This window comes from Ruegeria sp. D6, assembly GCF_056534365.1.
This window is the reverse complement of sequence record NZ_JBQFPH010000005.1, coordinates 200646-220452: the sequence shown is the minus strand read 5'-3', so window position 1 is coordinate 220452 and position 19807 is coordinate 200646. Positions and strand designations below refer to the sequence as shown.

Genomic DNA, 19807 nt, shown 5'->3' with positions numbered 1-19807 from the left:
GGATGCCCCATGGTTCGGGCCCTGGCACTGTCGGCTGCCCTGATCGCCGCCACCCCCTTGTTCGCGAAAGAGGGGCAAGAGGCTGTCACCACATTTACGCTTGAAAACGGCATGGACGTCGTGGTGGTCGAGGATCATCGCGCGCCTGTTGTTCAGCATATGGTCTGGTACCGGGCCGGATCCGCCGATGAACCGATCGGATCCTCTGGCGTTGCACATTTCCTGGAACATCTGCTGTTCAAAGCCACCGACACAATGGAAGCGGGCGAGTTGTCAGCCACTGTCGCGGCCAATGGCGGCAATGACAACGCTTTCACTTCTTACGACTACACCGCCTATTTTCAGCGCGTCGCCGCTGACCGGCTGGAACTGATGATGCGGATGGAGGCAGATCGTATGCGCAACATCCGCCTGACCGAGAATGATATCATCACCGAACGCGACGTGGTTCTGGAAGAGCGTAATCAGCGGACCGAAAACAATCCACGCGCTCTGTTCGGAGAACAGATGAATGCAGCGCAATATTTGAACCACCGTTACGGAGCGCCGATTATCGGCTGGCGCCACGAGATGGAGGCGTTGGATATGGACGACGCCCTGTCCTTCTACCAGACCCATTATGCACCCAATAACGCCATATTGGTCGTCACCGGAGATGTTGACCCCGACGAAGTCAGGGCGTTGGCTGATCAGTACTACGGTGTTATCCCAGCCAACCCTGATTTGCCCGAGCGGGTACGCTCGCAAGAACCACCCCAGACTGCCGAACGTCGCCTGACCTTCAAGGATGCGCGTGTGGCACAACCCTACGTGCAGCGCAGCTATCTGGCCCCTGAACGGGACGCCGGTGAGCAGGAGAAGGCCGCTGCCCTGTTTCTTTTGGCGGAATTGCTGGGAGGAAGCACAACCTCATATCTGAATGAAAAGCTGCAATTTGAGCAGCAGAAGGTGGTCTATACCGGTGCGTTCTACAAGGGGGTCTCATTGGATGACACGACCTTTGATCTGATCGTTGTGCCGGCTGAGGGCGTTTCGCTTCAGGATGCGGAGGATGCCATGGATCAGGCCGTTGCGGATTTCATCGCGGAAGGTGTCAAGGATGAAGACCTGGAGCGCATTAAGATGCAGCTCCGCGCCGCGCAGACCTATGCGCGCGATAACGTGGACGGTATTGGAAACCGCTATGGTCGTGCGTTGACCAGCGGGTTGACGGTCGAAGATGTGCAGGCCTGGCCCGACATCCTGCAGGCTGTGACGGGTGACGAGATCATCGCGGCTGCCCGTGAGGTGCTGCAACCTGAAACCTCGGTCACTGGCTGGTTGATGCGTGACGATGAGGTGACACAATGAAACGGTTTGCCGCAACGCTGATTGCGCTGATCATTGCCCTTCCCGCCTGGGCCGAGATTAAGATCAAAGAGGTAATCTCGCCCGGTGGTATTACCGCTTGGCTGGTCCAAGATCATTCGATCCCCTTCACTGCGCTGGAACTGCGGTTTCGTGGAGGAACGTCGCTGGATGATCCCGATAAACGCGGCGCGGTTTATCTGATGAGCGGCCTGATTGAGGAAGGCGCCGGCGACATGGATGCCCGCACCTATGCACGCGAACTTGAATCTCTGGCTGCATCCTTCAGCTACAGGGCAACAGATGATACGGTCACCATTTCGGCGCGGTTCCTGACTGAGAACCGGGATGAAGTGATTGATTTGCTGCAGACCACAATTCATGAACCGCGTTTCGATGAGGATGCGATCGATCGGGTGCGCGCTCAGGTGATTTCGGGTCTGAAGTCCGACCAGACTGATCCAAGCGATATTGCCGGACGCAGCTTTGCTGAAATGGCATATGGGGATCATCCTTATGCGTCGGACGGTAAAGGTACGATTGAAAGCGTTTCAAGCCTGACCCGCGACGATATCGTCGCTGCCTACGACAATGTCTTTGCCAAGGACAGACTGTATGTTGGGGCTGTTGGCGACATCACGGCAGAAGAGCTGGGCGTTCTGTTGGACAAATTGCTGTTGGATCTGCCAGCAACCGGGAAACCCATTCCAGACAAGGCGAAGGTCACCATTGACGGCGGTGTCAGCGTAGTGGACTTCAACACTCCGCAATCCGTCGCCCTGTTCGGGCAAAGTGGCATTGATCGCGACGATCCCGATTTCTTTGCGGCCTATATCCTGAATCACATTCTGGGCGGCGGCGGATTCGAAAGTCGCCTGATGCAGGAAGTACGTGAGAAACGTGGCCTGACCTACGGTGTGGCGACCTATCTGGTGCCCAAGGATCTGGCGTCGGTGTATCTGGGCTCGGTCTCATCTGCCAATGACCGTATCGCCGAAGCGGTCGAGGTGATCCGACAGGAATGGGCGCGCGCGGCTGCGGAAGGTGTGACGCAGAAAGAATTGGATGACGCCAAGACCTATTTGACCGGGGCCTATCCGCTGCGTTTTGACGGCAATGGCCAGATTGCCGGAATCATGGTCGGGATGCAGATGGAAAATCTGCCTATCGACTACATTGCGACTCGCAACGACAAGGTGAATGCAGTGACCTTGGAGGATGTGAACCGGGTGGCGTCTGAACTGCTGGACCCCGAGGGTCTGCATTTCACCATCGTCGGCAAACCGGAAGGGGTGGACGGCTGACGTCGTCCATCTACCCGCTGCCGAACAGAATTATTCGTTGTTATTGAATAATTTTTCTTGGAATTGACGGCAGTGGGTGATGCGAACCACTGGCGAAAACAACGAGTTTGTGTCCTCTTGCAGGGCGCAGCGCCAGACAGAAGATCGGCAATTCTCCGCCTTAAGTAATCGTTAACTCGTCTTGGCCATACTTTGGCCAGAAATGTCGAGAATTCTGTGTTAGTCGGGAACGGAGATGGGATTCAGAAGATCAACATCTCCTGAGACGAGGCTTGGGACGGATAGCGGCACCATGATAGTTGCGATAATGGGATCGGGAATACTTGCAGGGTTGTTAACCTTTGCTGCCGCTTTGATTGTCGGTCAATCTCTGCTCAGCGCTTTCGCACTTTACGTGGTGGCCGGTACGCTGACATCGCTTTTGGTAGCAGCGGGTATCTATTTCAGAAGCTCTTGAATTTGATAGGTTGGAAATAAAGCCCAGCGACTGAAAAGTTTGCCACCAATCGGATCCCTGTGTTCTAACCTAAGCTTGGTCCTTTTTCGCTGCGCGCAGCATCTGACCCATCATCTGGCCAAACTTGCCCGAGCCGCGCAGATACAAAGCCCCGTCAACGGCCATGACTGTTCCGCTGATATAGCTCGCCATATCAGAGCTAAGGAACAGGCAGGCATTTGCCACATCCTGAGGTTGACCCCAGCGACCCAGCGGGACGTCCCGACGCAGCTCTTCATGGGCGTTTTCGGTAGGGGCCAGCCGTTTTGCGCCTTCGGTTCCTTCGATAAAACCCGGAACGACCGAATTCACGCGAATCCCTTCGACGCCCCATTCCATTGAAAGGGTTCGGGTGATCTGATCAACGCCCGCCTTGGCGGCGCAAACATGGGCTTGCCCTTCGTAAGGCAGATAGGATTGCGGGGCCGAAATGTTGATAATGCTGGCACCGGGACGTTTGAGATAGGGGTAGGCCCCTTTCATGACGTGGATCGTGCCCATCAGATCGATATCTATGACCGCCTTGAATGCATTGACCGACATTTCAGATGCCAGCGCTGGGAAGTTGCCGGCAGCACCTGAAATCAGGACATCGAAATCTCCAAAAGCGTCGTGGAATTGCTTAAGGCCTTCGGCTACGGCCTCTGGATTGCGAACGTCGAACGCCGCGCCGATGGCGTCGGATGCGCCTGCTGCTTTCAACGCAGCCACGGTATCATCGACCTTTTCCTGCGACCGGCTGGCGACAGCCAGATTAGCACCCGAGGCCGCAAAGGCCTCGGCAATGCCGCGATTGATACCGCTGGTGCCACCAATGACGATGACGGTCTTACCTGAAAAATCCATTTAGGCCTCCGGTGGTACGGGGGCCTTACTCTCCGTAGGGCACCCAGATGTTTTTCACTTCGGTCGCAGCCTGCAGGAAGCGGCGCGAATGGTCCACGCTCCAGTCAAATGCCGTCGCGTTATTGACCCAAGTCCGCTTCAGATTTCCGGCCGAGACGATCTCGATCTCTTTAGACAGATCGGTGGACGAGAACGACCAGACCGCATCCACGTTCAGATGCGAGGCCAGCGGCTTTGCCAGCTCTGCGTGGCTGCCGGTCAGGATGTTGACCACACCGGCGGGGACGTCCGAGGTTTCTAGGATCTGGCAAAAATCCGTTGCTGCCAGCGGGTAGGGCTCACTTGCCGCCAGAACCACCCGGTTGCCCATCGCAATCGCTGGCGCCATGGCCGAAACTAGACCCAACAGGGGTGTTTCGTCCGCACACAGGGCGCCGATCACGCCAACCGGCTCTTTCATGGCAATGGCGACGCCCCGGATCGGAACACCATGTACTTGACCATCATACTTGTCCGCCCAGGCGGCGGCGGTGAACAGTCGCTGGATCGAGGCCTCAACCTCTTTCGCGCCGTCTTTCTTACCGGTCATCGCATCAATACGAGCAGCGAACTCGCCCGCACGTGCCGAGAGGTTTTCACCGATGTAATACAGGATTTGAGCCCGCAGATGGCCGGTGGTCTTGGACCAGCCTTTTGCACCCGCTGCAGCCTCAACCGCGTTGCGTACGTCCTTGCGGTTGGCCAGACCCACATGGCCAAGTTGGCCGGATTTGCCCCAGACGGGTTTCGAATAGCCGCCATCGGGTCGCGCCTGCTTACCGCCGACATACATCTTGGCGGTGCGGTCAATAGGATCGACTGGAGCGCCTTCGCCCATTGCCGCCTCAATCTTCGTCAGCGGTTTGGCCTTGGCTTTGGGCTTGGTATAGGCCGTCAGCCCTTCCCAACCGCCTTCACGGCCAAAGCCGCTTTCGCGTACACCGCCGAACCCGGCAGCAGCGTCGAACAGGTTAGTTGCGTTCACCCAGACCACGCCCGCAACCAGCTTGGGCGCGATATCCAGCGCGAGGTTCACGTTCTCGGTCCACACAGTCGCGGCCAGCCCGTAGCGGGTGTTGTTGGCCAACTCGACCGCTTCTTCCGGGGTGCGGAAGGTCGAAGAAACCAGAACCGGGCCAAAGATTTCTTCCTGCATCAGCGGATCGGAGGTTTCGAGCCCAGAGATCAGCGTTGGTGGATAGTAGCAGCCATTCGAGGGCAGCTCACAGGCCGCCTGATGCACGTGACCCGCAGTGTTGCTCTCGACCATTCCTTTAATGGTTTGCAACTGAACCGGGTCCACAACCGCGCCCACATCGATGCACTTGTCCAGCGGATCACCAATACGCAGATTGTCCATCCGGGCACGCAATTTGTCGTGGAAGCGATCAGCGATACCCTCCTGCACCAGAAGGCGCGAGCCCGCACAGCAGACCTGGCCCTGGTTGAACCAGATCGCGTCGACCAAGCCTTCGATCGCTGAATCAATATCGGCGTCGTCAAAGACGATGTAGGCGGACTTGCCGCCCAGTTCCAACGTCAGTTCTTTGCCAGAGCCAGCGGTCGCTTCACGGATGCGACGGCCCACGACGGTCGAGCCGGTAAAGGCGATTTTGTCGACGTCCGAAGACACAATCATCTCACCAACGGCACCATCACCTGTGACGATGTTGACCACGCCTTTCGGCAACCCGGCCTGCATGCAGATGTCGGCAAACAGCAGCGCGGTCAGCGAGGTGTACTCGGCCGGCTTCAGAACCACCGTGTTGCCCATTGCGATTGCAGGCGCGATCTTCCACGCCAGCATCAGCAGCGGGAAGTTCCACGGGATGATCTGGCCGCAAACACCCAGTGCTTCGGCATCTGGCAATTCGCTTTCCATCAACTGCGCCATGCCGGCGTGATAGTAGAAATGCCGCTGTGCCAGGGGGATGTCGATGTCGCGGGATTCTCGGATCGGCTTACCGTTGTCGAGGCTTTCGAGCACAGCAAACAAACGCGAGTGCTTCTGCAGCAGGCGCGCAATCGCGTAGAGGTAGCGCGCACGACCCGCACCGCCCAGCTTCTCCCATTTCGGTTGCGCTTTACGCGCTGCAGAAACGGCGGCGTCTACGTCAGCCTGTTTGGCTTGTGTCAGCTTGGCCAGCACCTCTCCGGTTGCTGGGTTGCGGCTGTCGAACCCTTTGCCGGGTTTGGTGAATGCGCCATCGATGTAGTGGCCGAACTTGTCGCCCTGATCAACCAGCCAGGCCAATGCCTCGGCTGCGCTTTCGGGGGCAGGGCCGTAGTCCATGGTCTCGAAAATCTCTTTGACTGTCATTGTTTTTGTCCTCAGCCCATGGAGTGACGGTAACCGGCGGAATAAGCGCCGGTAACATAGTGTTCCAACTGCCGCTCTATGTCGCCCAGCAGTGATGAGGCGCCAAAGCGGAACAGATCAGGTTCCAGCCAGCGGTCGCCCAGCTCGTCCTTGATCAGCGACAGATAGACCAGCGCATCCTTGGCTTTCGAAATCCCACCCGCAGGCTTGTAGCCTACGCGATAGCCGGTGCGGTCATAATAGTCGCGAATGGCTCGGATCATTACCAACGACACAGGCAAGGTGGCGTTGACGCTTTCTTTGCCGGTCGAGGTCTTGATGAAGTCTGCCCCTGCCATCATGCACACCAGCGAGGCACGGGCGACGTTGCGCAGGCTGCCCAGCTCTCCGGTCGCCAAAATGGCTTTGACATGTGCATCGCCGCAGGCGACGCGGAAGGCCTTCATCTCATCATACAGGGCCTGCCAGTCGCCAGACAGCACATGACGGCGCGAGATGACGATGTCGATCTCCTCGGCTCCGGCCTTCACGCTTTCTTCGATCTCTGCCACACGCAGATGAAACGGAGAGAGCCCGGCCGGGAAGCCAGTGGATACCGCCGCAACCGGAATACCAGTGCCTTCCAATGCGTCCACAGCCGTTTCGATCATGTCATGGTAGACACACACCGCTCCGGTTGTGATCGGCGGCATGTCCAGCGCCTGCAGAACTGAAGACGCGACAGGTTGACGAGCCTTTGCGCACAGGCGACGAACCCGCCCAACCGTGTCATCGCCCGACAGAGTGGTCAGGTCGATCATTGTGATCGCTTTGAGCAGCCATGCGGCCTGGTATTCTTTTTTCACCGACCGCCGACCAGGCAGCGTCGCTGCGCGGCGCTCGATGGCCGAAGTGTTGGCCTGCACGGCCCGCACCCAATCCAGATCCAGATCCATTCCTGGGTTCCGGGGCTCGGTCACTTGCGGCAGATGCGGGGTGCGCACGGTGCTTTCTGAGCTCTGCGTTTCCATTATTCCGTCCTTTTGGAGGTTCGCGTCAAAATCGCATGGGTCGCAGCGAAAGGGAAGGTGTGCCAGCGTCGTAAGGGGCAAATTTTTGACCAAATGGACAAATATAGTCGTTTTCTTGCGAGTAATTCGCATTTGCATTGACTTAGTTGCGAATGGTTCTCATATTTTGACTTAACAGGATAACCGTTCGGAGTCTGAAATGATTCGTCGATCGCTACTTACGGCATTGGCTCTCGTGTTTGTGTGGCCCGTCGCCGCAATCGCTCAAGCGCCGCTGAAAGTCGTCGCCACCACCGGCATGATTGCAGACGCTGCGCGCCAGGTCGGCGGTGAACAGGTCGACGTGAAGGGCTTGATGGGACCCGGTGTCGACCCGCACGCCTATCGCCAGACCCGCACCGATATTGTTGCGATGACCCGCGCTGATCTGGTGCTGTGGCACGGCCTCTATCTAGAGGCTCAGATGGAAGGTTTCTTTGACGATCTGGGCCGCAAGCGGACAGTGATTGCCGTGGCGGATGGCATCGACACATCGAAACTGCGCGCCCATGACGATTACGCTGACAAATTTGACCCGCATGTCTGGATGAGCCCGGTTCTGTGGCGCGATGTCGTGATCGAAGTGCAGGAAGCTCTGACCGAAGCCCGGCCCGAAGCGGCAGATGAGTTCGCAGCCAACGCACAAGTTTTTCTGGCTGAGATCGATCTGCTGGCCGCCTATGGCAAGCAGGTTTTGGCGGCCGTTCCCGAAAACAACCGAGTGTTGGTGACTGCGCATGATGCATTTGGCTATTTCGGTGATGAATATGGCTATGAGGTGCTGGGTATTCAGGGCATCTCGACCCAATCCGAGGCAGGGTTGAACCGGATCGGTGAGTTGGTCGAAACTCTGGTAGAGCGTCAGCTGAACGCCGTGTTTGTGGAGAGTTCCGTTTCAGATCGATCCATGCGTGCCTTGATCGAGGGTGCTTCGGCCGAAGGTCACAAAGTGGGTGTCGGCGGAGAGCTGTATTCCGACGCGATGGGCGAGCCGGGCACATATGAGGGTACTTATATCGGCATGCTTGATCACAACATTACCGTTATCGCCGGCGCGCTGGGCGCGGATGTTCCCGAACGTGGCATGAACGGCAAACTGTCGGCGGGGTTTTAAACCATGATTGAACTCGCAACAGTTCAGGGCGTTTCTGTCGACGGGCAGGACATCGATCTTTGCCCTCTCGCCATTCGTGGTCTGACAGTCTCATACGGTCAGAAGCCAGCGGTTTTCTCGGTCGATATGACGGTGCAGCCCGGCGCCATGACGGCGATTATCGGGCCAAATGGGGCTGGCAAATCAACCTTGCTAAAGGCTGCTTTGGGGATCGTGTCTCCGTTGTCGGGTCAGGTGACCGTGTTTGGTCAGCCGCTCGAGGACCAGCGGGCACGCATCGCCTATGTACCGCAACGCGCCAGCGTGGACTGGGATTTCCCGACGCGCGTGATTGATGTGGTGCTGATGGGCTTGTCGCGTCAATTGGGCCTGCTGGGTCGGGTTCGTGCCCGCCATACCGCCCGTGCCATGGACTGTCTGCACCGTGTCGGTATGCGGGAATTTGCCGACCGTCAGATCGGGCAGCTTTCTGGTGGTCAGCAACAGAGGGTCTTTCTTGCGCGCGCATTGGCACAGGATGCCGACATGTATTTGTTGGACGAACCTTTTGCAGGTGTGGACGCCGCGACTGAAAAGGCGATCATCGCCGTGCTGAAATCGTTGAAAGAGGCTGGCAAGACCGTTGTTGTAGTGCATCACGATCTGGCCACGGTCACCGACTATTTCGACCATGTGTTCCTGATCAACACCCGCAAAGTGGCCGAAGGTCCGGTTGCGCAGGCCTTTACCGCTGAAACGCTGCAGGCCGCTTATGGCGGGCGTCTCGCAACGGCTCAAATCGATCAGATTTCGCGCGCGCTGGGGTAGTCATGCTTTGGGAGGCTTTGACCTTACAGCTTGGCTATAACGCCACGCTGGTTGCTATTGGTGCGACATTACTGGGCGTTTCGGCAGGTGTGACGGGCACGTTCTTATTCCTGCGTAAACGCGCGCTGGTTAGCGATGCCATCAGCCACGCGACCCTACCGGGCGTTTGCCTTGCCTTCATGGTGCTGGTGGCTTTCGGTGGTGATGGGCGTAACTTGATCGGACTGCTTGCAGGTTCGGCAATATCCGCATGGGTTGGTTTGCTCTGTATGAACTGGCTGACCAGTCGCACACGTTTGGCAGAAGATGCAGCGATCGGCGCAGTGTTATCGGTGTTCTTCGGTTTTGGTGTCGTACTGCTGACCGTTATTCAAACCATGGGGGTTGGACGCCAGGCAGGATTGGAAGGATTCTTGCTGGGTTCTACTGCTGGGATGCTATGGGCTGATGCTCTGGTCATCGCGATCGGTGGCGCGGCAACGTTGGTACTGGTGATGATCATCCGCCGCCCGATGACGATGGTCGCCTTCGATCCTGAATATGCCGCTGCGCGCGGGTTGCCCGTGCATCGGATTGATCTGGCGATGATGGGGCTCGTGATGGCGGTGACCGTGGTCGGGCTAAAGATCGTTGGTCTGATCCTGATTGTTGCTCTGCTGATCATCCCGCCTGTGACAGCGCGGTTCTGGACGGAGCGATCCGACCGCGTGGTCGTCCTGGCCGGTTTGGCCGGAGGTCTTGCAGGGTTTCTGGGGGCAGGTATTTCGGCCTCGGCTCCGAACCTGCCGACCGGACCGATCATCGTTCTGGTCAGTTTTGGGTTCTTTGCCCTGTCGCTCCTGTTCGCGCCGGTTCGGGGCGTGTTGGCAGCTATTCTCAGCCACCTTCGGTTCCAGCGTCGAGTGCACATTCGGCAGGGACTGCTGGCACTGGCGCAGGGGCAGCAAATCTATGAACCCCTAACCATTCGCCTGTTACGCCGCACCGGCCTTGTGCGCGCCGATGGAGTTGCAACAGAGGAAGGGAGGGCGCGTGCGGCCAAGGCCCTACGAGACGAAAAGCGGTGGGAGATCGTCCGCGCGGATCAGGCGCATGAGGCCACTGCGGCGCTGTACGATGGGCTGCGCGATATCGAGACCGTGCTGACTCGCGATCAGATCGCCGAGATTGATCGTCGTATCGGCGGCCCGCAGGAGGTCACGCCATGAGCGGAGAAGAGTTCGTACCCCTGTCGCTGACGCCTTTGTTGATTGGGACATTCGCGGCCATCGCATGCGCTCTGCCCGGCAACTTTCTGGTGCTGCGCAAACAGGCGCTGATTGGCGACGCGATCAGCCATGTGGTGTTGCCCGGTATTGTCGTCGCGTTTCTGCTGACAGGCGCAATTTCAACATGGCCGATGATGCTTGGCGCAGCAGGGGCTGCTGTGGTCGCCGTGGTTATGATCGAAGCGATCCGGCGATTGGGTCAGATCGAGCCGGGGGCAGCGATGGGTGTCGTATTCACGACCATGTTCGCCGGTGGTGTCCTACTGCTTGAGCAGACTGACACTTCGACCGTCCATTTGGACGTTGAACATGCGCTTTACGGCAATCTGGAAAGCTTGATCTGGCTGGATGCAACGGACTGGTCATCGCTGCTGGATCTACAGGCATTGGCAGGGTTGCCACCTGAATTGCCGCGCATTGCGCTGACACTGACGGGGGTCTTGCTGTTCACGTGGTTGTTCTGGCGACCGCTCAAGATATCAACCTTCGATGAAGGCTTTGCGCGCACAATTGGTATCCGCACTGGCGCGTTAGGGATGGCGCTGGTGATCATAGCTGCGATTGCTGCTGTCGCGGCATTTGATGCAGTGGGGTCGATCATCGTGATTGCAATGTTCATCTGCCCGCCAGCAGCGGCACGGATGATGACCAACCGGTTGGAAGTCCAGATCGTCTGGAGTGTCCTGTTCGCAACCCTTTCCGCCGTGTCCGGTTATGTTTTAGCGGGCTATGGCCCATTGTGGTTGGGGGCTGCGGATGCTGTCAGCGCCGCTGGAATGATCGCCACGATATCAGGCCTGATTCTGGCGCTGACCGCTGCTTTTGGCCCATGCCGAACCCGCAGCGGAGCGCCCAGTCAGGCTTGACTTGGCGTATTCACGCCAACGCCTATCACGCAGTTTCGGCTGAACTTCGCCAAGTGGAAACAATCACGAATTCTTAACAAGATTTATTCCATTTTCGGTGATACCAAACTTTCAATTGGAAACCACAAGACCACCACTCACTCTGGTATATCCGGCCAGTTCTGACCTTAGTCGCTACCCCCTTAACGGCGCGGTCAAACTGGCCGGATACCTCGTTTAAAGCCCGCTCTTCACAATTCAAACCAGTGGTCGAATCGCGTGCGCCTATGCTAGGTCTAGCGGTATGGTGTATGCGAACCCCAATATCAGCGACGATCGTCCGGTAATCCGCCAGCTTGATGACGCAGCGATCAACCGGATTGCAGCGGGTGAAGTCGTGGAACGGCCTGCTTCTGCCGTCAAGGAACTGGTCGAAAACGCCATCGATGCCGGGGCCACACGCATCGCTATTGAGGTCGCGGATGGCGGCAAGACCCTGATTCGTGTCACCGATGATGGGTGTGGGATCGCAGCGGGGGATTTGCCTCTGGCGCTGTCGCGCCATGCGACATCGAAGATCGACGGGTCAGATCTGTTGAATATCCACACATTTGGATTTCGCGGTGAAGCACTGCCCTCGCTGGGGGCGGTCGGGCGTTTGACCATCACCAGCCGTGTCTCGGGTGCTGATGCGGCCTCGATCCAGGTGTCCGGTGGCAAAATGGATGCAGTGAAGCCAGCAGCCTTGCGCGCTGGGACTGTGGTTGAGTTGCGAGACCTGTTTTACGCCACCCCGGCACGGCTGAAGTTCATGCGCACGGACCGGGCCGAGGCGCAGGCGATTTCAGACATTGTGAAACGTTTGGCGATGGCCGAGCCTTCGGTCGCGTTCACCCTGCGCGATGTCTCGGGTGGGGGAGAGGGCCGCGTGACCTTTCGTGCCGACCGCGAGAATGGCGATCTGTTTGATGCGCTGCATGCCCGATTGGCGCGCGTTCTTGGCCGTGAGTTCGCCGAGAACGCTTTGCAGATCGATGCCACACGCGAAGGGCTCAGGCTTTATGGCTATGCCGCGCTGCCGACCTATTCGCGCGGGGCTGCAGTGGCGCAGTATCTGTTCGTCAATGGGCGACCCGTACGGGACAAGATGCTGACCGGTGCGCTGCGAGCGGCCTATTTCGATTTCCTCAGCCGCGACCGGCATCCGGCGGCGGCGCTGTTCATAGATTGCGATCCGACGCTGGTGGATGTGAATGTACATCCGGCAAAATCCGAGGTTCGGTTCCGCGACCCCGGCCTCGCGCGTGGCTTGATCGTGTCCAGCCTGCGTCACGCGTTGGCCGAGGCCGGGCACCGGGCATCTTCGACCGTGGCCAACGCAACCTTGGGTGCGATGCGGCCCGAGCCCGCACCCGCAACCCCGGCGCGGGTGTATCAAATGGATCGCCCGTCACCCGCGGCGCGTCAGGCGGCCTATCGGGCGCAATCTCCGGGTTTTGCGGAACTGTCTCAGGACTATAGTGGACGCATCGTGGAACCGGTGCCCGAAACTGCACCGGAGGATGAGCCGCAAGACCTGCCCTTGGGGGCGGCGCGCGGGCAGGTGCACGAGAATTACATCATCGCCCAAACGGCAGACGGCATGGTGATCGTGGATCAACACGCCGCACATGAACGGCTGGTGTACGAAAAGCTCAAGGCTCAGATGGCCGAAAATGGCGTTGCCGCACAAGCGTTGTTGATCCCCGAAATCGTCGAACTGACAGACGGTGACTGCGCACGTCTGATGGCCGTTGCAGAGGACCTGTCGCGCTTTGGATTGACCATCGAATCCTTTGGTGGCGGAGCAATCGCCGTGCGCGAAACTCCGGCCATTCTTGGCGAGGTCGATGCCCGCGCGATGATCCTCGATATCCTTGATGAGCTCTCCGATCAGGGCGAAAGCCAGATGGTGCAAGCGCGGATCGAGGCGATCCTGAGCCGCGTGGCCTGCCATGGCTCGGTTCGGTCTGGCCGTCGGATGCGGGCCGAAGAGATGAATGCCCTGCTGCGTGAGATGGAGGCGACGCCCCATTCCGGGCAGTGCAACCACGGGCGGCCAACTTATGTGGAACTGAAGCTGAGCGATATCGAACGCCTGTTCGGCCGCAGTTGATCCGCTGGCCCGCTCGGGCTATGAAGAATAAAACAAGAACATCTGAGGCGATATGATCGAGATTGCTGGCACCCAATATGCATTGAATGACCCTATCATCCTGATTGTAGGCGGGGTGGTGGTGTTGATTCTGCTGCTTCTGTTTCTGTCACTTCGAGCGTCACAGCGTTCAGCTCGGATGGCGGAGCCGCTGGCCCGGCAGATGGCGCACCTTGGGCAGCATGTGCAGCAACTGGGCCAGGGGCAGGAACAACTGCGGGGTGGCCTACAGCATGTCTCGGACACGCAAGCCAACGCGCAGGTGCAGGTGATCCAGACCGTTGAATCCCGCCTGTCATCGGTGCAACAGCAGATGAATGACCGGCTGGCCGATAACGCGATGAAATCGGCGCGCGCTCTGGCTGAGATGCAGGAGCGGATGAAGGAATCGCTGCATGGTTCGTCGAAACAGACGGCGACCTCGCTGACGCAATTGCAGGAACGTCTGGCAGCCATCGACAAGGCGCAGGACAATATCACCAAGCTTTCAGGCGACGTGCTGTCATTGCAGGATATTCTGTCGAACAAGCAGACGCGCGGGGCATTCGGGGAAATCCAGCTGAACGATATCGTTTCAAAGGCGCTGCCATCAGATAGTTTTCAGCTGCAGGCCACGTTATCGAACGGACGGCGCGCCGATTGCCTGATCAACCTGCCGAACCCTCCCGGACCGATCGTGATCGACAGTAAGTTCCCGCTGGAAGCCTATGAGGCGCTGATCGGATCGACCAACGACATGGAGCTGAAAGCAGCGGTACAGATGTTCCGCAGTACCGTGCGCAAGCACATCAACGATATTGCCGAGAAGTACATTCTGGACGGTGAAACTGCAGATGGTGCGCTGATGTTTCTACCCTCTGAGGCAGTCTATGCCGAGCTGCACACCAAGTTCCCTGAATTGGTGCAAGAGAGTTTCTCGAAACGCGTTTGGATCGTTTCACCCACAACTTGCATGGCGACGCTGAACACCATGCGGGCGATCCTTAAAGATGCGCGTATGCGCGAACAGGCCGGTGCGATCCGCAAGGAATTGGGGCTGCTGCATAAGGATGTGGAACGTTTAGGCGACCGGGTGTCGAACCTCGACCGTCATTTCGGGCAGGCTGCAAAGGATATCTCGGAAATCAAGATCAGCGCGGAAAAGGCGGGTCGCCGGGCGCAACGGTTGGACAATTTCGATTTCGAAGAGCTTGCGCCGGATGACCAAACAAACGTCGTGCCGCTGGGCAAAACCGAAGGGTAAGCGTTATTGGATCGACAGGTCCAAATTGTAACCAACCGTCTTGCCTGTGTCGCGATCGTTACCCATCAGATAAACACGTATGGTGTAGTCGCCATCATCGGGAAGCTCGATCCGGGCGGTATTTCCATCGATTGAGCCGTTGTAAATTGCGACGCCGTCGCTATCCGGCGGCAAGATGTTAAAGTAGATCACGCCGTTGCCATTGGTGTCACTGACCTTAAGGTCGGCGAACATCTCCTGTCCCGCTTTGGCGCCCAGTTTATAGTCGAAATATTCGTCGCCGGTGACAGTCCCATTCACCATCGTGCCGAAATTGCCCGGTTGGAATTTAACGTCTGCGGACATCTGTGCGGAAACGCTGGCTCCAAAAGTCAGCAAAAGCGCTGTGACTGCCATCCTTAAGAACATTTAAAACCCCGATTTAGTTAGCGTCGATAAACAACCCTACCACGACGGGTCAGATTCGAAGGAATGGCTGGAACAGGCGTGGCATCAGCTTGCTGAACTTCAGTGGAGCATCAGTGACGGCCAGGCAAATGCAGTCTTCAGAGATATCTGCCGTGGGGGTATGATGGATAGACTGGTCAGCGATTTCGACATCGCCGCGGTCGAAGCGGTCGATCTCGTCAGAGAATGCACCCTGCAGGACCATCGTCAGTTCTATGCCATTATGGCTGTGATCCGGCACTGCTGCCCCGGCGGGGATAAACAACAACCGTGCGGTGGCTTCGCTGGTCGTGGGCAGGATTGCCTGTTTGACACCCATGCCGACGGGCTTCCATTTGATCGCGTTCACGTCGCCGCCGACATAGTCCTGCAGCGGTGTCGGAAGAACTGCACAAGACGGGTGCGCGGGTTTCACCTTTGGTGCGCCCTGAGCAATCAATGCCATTGTTGCCGCCAGTGAGCCGTCACTCATGCTTGCTGACGCATCTTGTTCCTGCAAAACGCATCCGCCAACTGCGTCAAAGCTTTCAGCGCGGGCGCGGCAGTGGTCGCACAGAGACAGATGCGTTGCGACCATCAGGTCAAACGCTTCGGGCAGATTGCCTGCGGCATAGGCCATCAGCAGGTCGTCTGTCAGGTGATGTTTAATCTCGTTTTTCATGCTCGTCATCTCAATTCATCGCGTGGCGCAAGCGGTCCAGCGCCAGCCGTATCCGTGATTTGATCGTTCCCAAGGGCAACCCGGTCTGAGATGCGATTTCTCGATGGCTCAGATCTCCGAAGTAGGCCTTCTCGATCAGCTGTCTTTGCGCCTCAGGTAATGCCGCCATGGCATCACGCAGCTGCGCGGTTTCCTGTTGCAGCGCTAGAACGACTTCCTGTTCCGGCTCCGCCTCCGGCCCCCACCCGAGGTCTTCGGGTTCGGGGCGGCGTTGCTTGCGCAATACGTCGATGCGCTTGTTCCTTGCGATCGTGAACACCCAGGTCGCAACCGTTGCCCTTGTCGGGTCAAACAGATGCGCCTTGTGCCACAAGGTCGCCATGACCTCCTGCGCGCATTCTTCAGCCAGGGCGGCATCCGAACCGGACTTGATCAGGAACGCCTTGATACGAGGCGCGAAATGCTGAAACAGTTCGGCGAAGGCCGCCTGATCCTGAGCGTCTCGGATTCGACGGACGTGTTCCACCCAATCCTTTCTGGCGCCACAAGTATTATTCTGTCCGTTCACCGAGTTGCCCTTAAAACGCTTAGGTCCGCGCCAAACAATTCTTCCAGCAGCTTCTGCCGTCGGTTCGTCCAATGTCGCGGTGTCAGTCTCGGTAAACATAACCACAATACGTGGGGACACCCAAGGTGGATCAGTCGGTTGGATAAATTTCATCCAAAACCGGCTGAATATCGTATTGTGAGATACCAGATATGCGGAAATGCATGTCAATTGAATGATTTGCGGGCAGGACGGGAAATCTGTTTTATGAACAGAATTGACTATATCGCGGGCCATACCTTTCACGGGCGCAAAGGTGCGGTCGAGAATGCGTTTCGCTATTCCGTCGATTACATCTTGCTAGACCCCGAGGCCCACCCCAAGACCCCATCCCTGTTTTCGATCAATGGCGCGAACCTGACAAGCTGGCAAGATTGCGATCATGGGGGTGAACCTGGTCAGGGTCGCGGGGCGATCTGGCTGCGTGAATGCTTTGAGGCGCAAGATATTCCACAACCGGACAGGATGACCTTGCTGACACAACCCCGTGTGTTAGGGCATGTGTTCAATCCGGTCAGTTTCTGGTTCTGTTTTGATAAAGATAACCAGCTTTATGCTGTGGTGGCCGAGGTGACCAACACTTATGGCACACGCCATAGCTACTTTTGCCACAAACCCGATCTTTCATCGATTGCACCTACCGATCGGATACTTGCGGACAAGCTGATGCATGTCTCTCCGTTTCAGAAGATCGAGGGCACCTATACCTTCCGCTTTGACTATCAGGACGAACGTGTTGGTGTCTGGATCGATTATGGGCGTGCCCGAGGCGGTTTGATCGCCACGCTGACCGGTCCGCGCCAGCCGTACAGCAACCGGATCATTTTTCAGTCTCTCTGGCGGCGTCCGTTCGGCGCGCGTCGGGCGGTGTTTCTGATCCACTGGCAGGCGGTGAAGCTGTGGTTCAAACGGGCGCGGTTCAGCCCGTTTCGTACCGCGCCGGTTCCCGATCAGCCTGTATCCCGGTCGCGGCACTAAAGCCCTCCGCTTTGCGCAAGATCAAAGACGGTCACCTGCGGGATCGTGCAGAAATGCCTGGACCGCGAACACGAGGAGTTGAGACAGATGTTGGAAATCTCGGCAAGAAAGATCGCCCAGGTCGCCATGATGGGGCGTGAACTGGACCGGGCCGAGGGCGAATTGCGCGCATTCATCGACCGTATGGGTGAGGATGAGCAAGCAGAGCTGGTAGCCGTCATGTGGATCGGTCGAGAAAGCTTTTTTGCCGAGGATTTGGCCGAAGCGATCGCGACGGCTAAGTCCGAAGCCTCGACGCCTTGCGCGGATTATCTGATCGGAACACCGCATCTGTCGGACCATCTGGAAAACGGGTTGGATGCGCTGGGAATTTCAGCCGAGGACGTTGAAAACGATCTGATGTAGTCGGTGATCTGGCGACGGGTCAGCTTATCCTAGCTTATGAAGCAAAATTAATGCGGCCTTCCGTCGGGGTTAATGTCGAGTTCTTTGATCAGGTTCATCAAACACAGCGATGAATCTAGGAGGAACCGTCATGGCACATGTCAATGCAACCGGAGCAGATCATCGGGATCTGCTTTTTGGCCAACTTGTGAACCAAACAGTGCCAAAGTCAGGATGGCAGCGCCGCAAGGTCTACAAGAACACGATCCGGGCGCTTGAAGAACTCAGCGATCGTCAGCTTTTCGATATCGGCATTCCGCGTGGTGAGATCAGGCGGCGCGTATATCGGAACGTCTATCAGAACATACCCTATCTGAACGGCGTTTAAGCCTTTCCGGCGCTGAACGGAAATCGGTCCATTTTAAATTTTGCTGAGGTAACGAGTATGCTGGATGCCAACCCAATCCCGAAACAAACCCCTTCAAAAAGCGCATTGATGCTGTTTGACCGGGCGATGAGAATACACGCGATCAGGGCGGATATCGTTTGTGCCGCCCAGGAACTGAACCGGCTTTCTGATTCCGATCTGTCAGAACTGGGCATCAATCGCTGTGATGTCGAAGCGGTGATTGCGCAATACATCTGACGATGGCGGGTTAAGCCGCATTAAGAACGCAGCCGCTCCGAAGATACCGGAGCGGCTGTTTGTGATTTAGGCCGTGTGGTCCACGATCTGCAGGTGCTGTGCCAGCGTGTCGATCTCGTGCATCCAGTCCTGCACTAGCTTCGGGTCGCTGGGTGCAGCGTGAACTCCTGCGGGAATAGCGCGGTTCAGCACGGCCTCGACGGCCAGTGAAACCGGGATCGAAACCAGCCGCGCCATCGCCGTCCCGCGCGCGTCGCCCCAGGCATCCATGACATAGGTTTTGTGCCAAACTTCGACGCCGTCCTTTTCCGCCTTCAGGCCCACACATAAAACCACGCGGTCAGGCTCGCCCTCGTCATAGGCGTTCTCGGCCCAGAACTGATCCGACATCTCTTTCAAGCGCGCATCGCCTTCGGTGCCGGACAGCGTTTCGATTTCGGTGAACACATCCGACCACGCCTCAGCCCAGCCGTTCAGGCGCAGGGTGCCACGGACAAATTCCTTGACCGGCCAGTGATCCTCGAACTGGTACTCGGCCTTGAAGGGGATCGAGTCGCGGTTCGGGTAGACTTCGAAGCTTTCCGGAGTGGGCAGCGGTGCGATGTAGCTGGTGATCGCGTCCCAAGGTCGGGCGACATCCAGCGGCGCGTAGTCCCGGATTGACTTGGAAGGAGAGCGCAGCGCTTTGAGCACACCCAGAGGTGACCAGCTGAATTTGTAGCGGAACGGGTTGGGATTCTTGGGAACGCCTCCGCAATAAGAGATAAAGCTCAGGTGGTTTTGCGGATCAAACGCGTCCGAGGCGCGGTAATCGGCAACCAGAGCGTGCGCCATCAGATGGTCGATGCCCGGGTCCAACCCAACTTCGTTAACCAGTGCAACCCCGGCCTCGCGGGCCTTGTCGTCCAGCGCGCGCATCTCAGGTGCGATATATGAGGAAGAGACAAAGTTGGCTTCTTTCGAGATTGCCAATTCTGCCAAAGGTACATGCCGGTCACCAGGCAGCATCGATACGATGACGTCACCTTTTCCCAGCACCTCACCCAATGCATCGATGTCGAAGGCGCGGATGTCGTCGGTGAGGTCACCGACCTCTGTCTTGGCCTTCTCAATGGTCCGGTTCCAGACAGTGACTTTGTGCCCGCCTTCAATAAGACGGCGCAGGCCGGGGATGGCCGACAGGCCGGTGCCGCACCAGTGAATCGTCATCGC

The 19807-nt window shown here is 57.7% G+C and carries 20 protein-coding genes; 13 read left to right on the top strand and 7 right to left on the bottom strand.

Annotated features, from left to right (window positions below):
- Positions 1-9: 9 nt before the first annotated feature.
- The 3 genes from ACR0A1_RS17100 to ACR0A1_RS17090 all read left to right on the top strand — a co-directional run bounded on the left by ACR0A1_RS17100 (position 10) and on the right by ACR0A1_RS17090 (position 3108).
- Positions 10-1350: a M16 family metallopeptidase gene (locus ACR0A1_RS17100; protein WP_170513933.1), complete on the top strand. Its 1341-nt coding sequence runs from the start codon at positions 10-12 to the stop codon at positions 1348-1350.
- A complete protein-coding gene (locus tag ACR0A1_RS17095; protein ID WP_480868504.1) occupies positions 1347-2651 on the top strand; it encodes a M16 family metallopeptidase in 1305 nt (434 codons plus the stop codon). Before ACR0A1_RS17100 ends, ACR0A1_RS17095 begins: the two co-directional genes overlap by 4 nt.
- 292 nt (positions 2652-2943) lie before the next feature.
- Entirely contained in the window at positions 2944-3108 is a 165-nt protein-coding gene (locus ACR0A1_RS17090; protein ID WP_480868503.1) for a hypothetical protein, read from the top strand.
- A gap of 69 nt (positions 3109-3177) precedes the next feature.
- Here ACR0A1_RS17090 and ACR0A1_RS17085 read toward each other — a convergent pair whose 3' ends face one another.
- Genes ACR0A1_RS17085 through deoC form a run of 3 tightly spaced genes read right to left on the bottom strand, consistent with a single transcriptional unit; the run spans position 3178 to position 7362 of the window.
- A complete protein-coding gene (locus ACR0A1_RS17085) occupies positions 3178-3993 on the bottom strand; it encodes an SDR family oxidoreductase (protein ID WP_480868501.1) in 816 nt (271 codons plus the stop codon).
- A 25-nt stretch (positions 3994-4018) separates the two neighbouring features.
- The gene (locus ACR0A1_RS17080; protein WP_480868499.1) at positions 4019-6352 is read right to left on the bottom strand and encodes an aldehyde dehydrogenase family protein; all 2334 of its coding nucleotides are present in this window, start codon (positions 6350-6352) and stop codon (positions 4019-4021) included.
- Positions 6353-6363: 11 nt separating this feature from the next.
- Positions 6364-7362 (bottom strand): deoxyribose-phosphate aldolase, encoded by a 999-nt coding sequence (deoC, locus tag ACR0A1_RS17075; RefSeq protein WP_170394626.1) that lies wholly within the window; start codon positions 7360-7362, stop codon positions 6364-6366.
- A gap of 199 nt (positions 7363-7561) precedes the next feature.
- Here deoC and ACR0A1_RS17070 point away from each other — a divergent pair, with 199 nt between their 5' ends.
- From ACR0A1_RS17070 to ACR0A1_RS17045, 6 genes are all read left to right on the top strand, one after another.
- Entirely contained in the window at positions 7562-8515 is a 954-nt protein-coding gene (locus ACR0A1_RS17070) for a metal ABC transporter solute-binding protein, Zn/Mn family (RefSeq protein WP_480868497.1), read from the top strand.
- Positions 8516-8518: 3 nt separating this feature from the next.
- Entirely contained in the window at positions 8519-9322 is an 804-nt protein-coding gene (locus tag ACR0A1_RS17065) for a metal ABC transporter ATP-binding protein (protein ID WP_170819216.1), read from the top strand.
- 2 nt (positions 9323-9324) lie between these two features.
- A complete protein-coding gene (locus tag ACR0A1_RS17060; RefSeq protein WP_480561980.1) occupies positions 9325-10530 on the top strand; it encodes a metal ABC transporter permease in 1206 nt (401 codons plus the stop codon).
- Positions 10527-11456, top strand: a complete 930-nt coding sequence (locus ACR0A1_RS17055) for a metal ABC transporter permease (protein WP_170426196.1) — start codon at positions 10527-10529, stop codon at positions 11454-11456. The genes ACR0A1_RS17060 and ACR0A1_RS17055 overlap by 4 nt, the downstream gene beginning before the upstream one ends.
- A 283-nt stretch (positions 11457-11739) precedes the next feature.
- The gene (gene mutL / locus ACR0A1_RS17050) at positions 11740-13590 is read left to right on the top strand and encodes a DNA mismatch repair endonuclease MutL (RefSeq protein WP_170394611.1); all 1851 of its coding nucleotides are present in this window, start codon (positions 11740-11742) and stop codon (positions 13588-13590) included.
- Between the two features lie 52 nt (positions 13591-13642).
- Complete coding sequence (locus tag ACR0A1_RS17045; protein WP_480868495.1) at positions 13643-14872, top strand: DNA recombination protein RmuC; 1230 nt, start codon at positions 13643-13645, stop codon at positions 14870-14872.
- A 3-nt stretch (positions 14873-14875) separates the two neighbouring features.
- Here the strand turns inward: ACR0A1_RS17045 and ACR0A1_RS17040 are convergent, their stop codons facing one another.
- From ACR0A1_RS17040 to ACR0A1_RS17030, 3 genes are read right to left on the bottom strand one after another with little or no spacing between them, the layout of a single operon-like run.
- Positions 14876-15280 (bottom strand): hypothetical protein, encoded by a 405-nt coding sequence (locus ACR0A1_RS17040; RefSeq protein ID WP_480436536.1) that lies wholly within the window; start codon positions 15278-15280, stop codon positions 14876-14878.
- 49 nt (positions 15281-15329) lie between these two features.
- Positions 15330-15980, bottom strand: coding sequence for a ChrR family anti-sigma-E factor (locus ACR0A1_RS17035; protein WP_170426202.1), 651 nt, complete (start codon positions 15978-15980; stop codon positions 15330-15332).
- A gap of 10 nt (positions 15981-15990) precedes the next feature.
- A complete protein-coding gene (locus ACR0A1_RS17030) occupies positions 15991-16647 on the bottom strand; it encodes a sigma-70 family RNA polymerase sigma factor (RefSeq protein ID WP_170598454.1) in 657 nt (218 codons plus the stop codon).
- 147 nt (positions 16648-16794) lie between these two features.
- On the opposite strand from ACR0A1_RS17030, the gene ACR0A1_RS17025 reads away from it, so the two are divergent.
- The 4 genes from ACR0A1_RS17025 (at position 16795) to ACR0A1_RS17010 (ending at position 18595) form a co-directional block, all read left to right on the top strand.
- Positions 16795-17565 carry a DUF1365 domain-containing protein gene (locus ACR0A1_RS17025; RefSeq protein WP_480868493.1) on the top strand — a complete coding sequence of 257 codons (771 nt, stop codon included), beginning with the start codon at positions 16795-16797 and terminating at the stop codon, positions 17563-17565.
- Between the two features lie 87 nt (positions 17566-17652).
- Complete coding sequence (locus ACR0A1_RS17020; protein WP_170408475.1) at positions 17653-17970, top strand: DUF3775 domain-containing protein; 318 nt, start codon at positions 17653-17655, stop codon at positions 17968-17970.
- Between the two features lie 130 nt (positions 17971-18100).
- Positions 18101-18337 (top strand): DUF1127 domain-containing protein, encoded by a 237-nt coding sequence (locus ACR0A1_RS17015; RefSeq protein ID WP_170394595.1) that lies wholly within the window; start codon positions 18101-18103, stop codon positions 18335-18337.
- Between the two features lie 57 nt (positions 18338-18394).
- Positions 18395-18595, top strand: coding sequence for a DUF1127 domain-containing protein (locus tag ACR0A1_RS17010; protein WP_223117180.1), 201 nt, complete (start codon positions 18395-18397; stop codon positions 18593-18595).
- Between the two features lie 66 nt (positions 18596-18661).
- Here ACR0A1_RS17010 and ACR0A1_RS17005 read toward each other — a convergent pair whose 3' ends face one another.
- Positions 18662-19804, bottom strand: coding sequence for a saccharopine dehydrogenase family protein (locus ACR0A1_RS17005; protein WP_480868490.1), 1143 nt, complete (start codon positions 19802-19804; stop codon positions 18662-18664).
- Between the last annotated feature and the right edge of the window lie 3 nt (positions 19805-19807).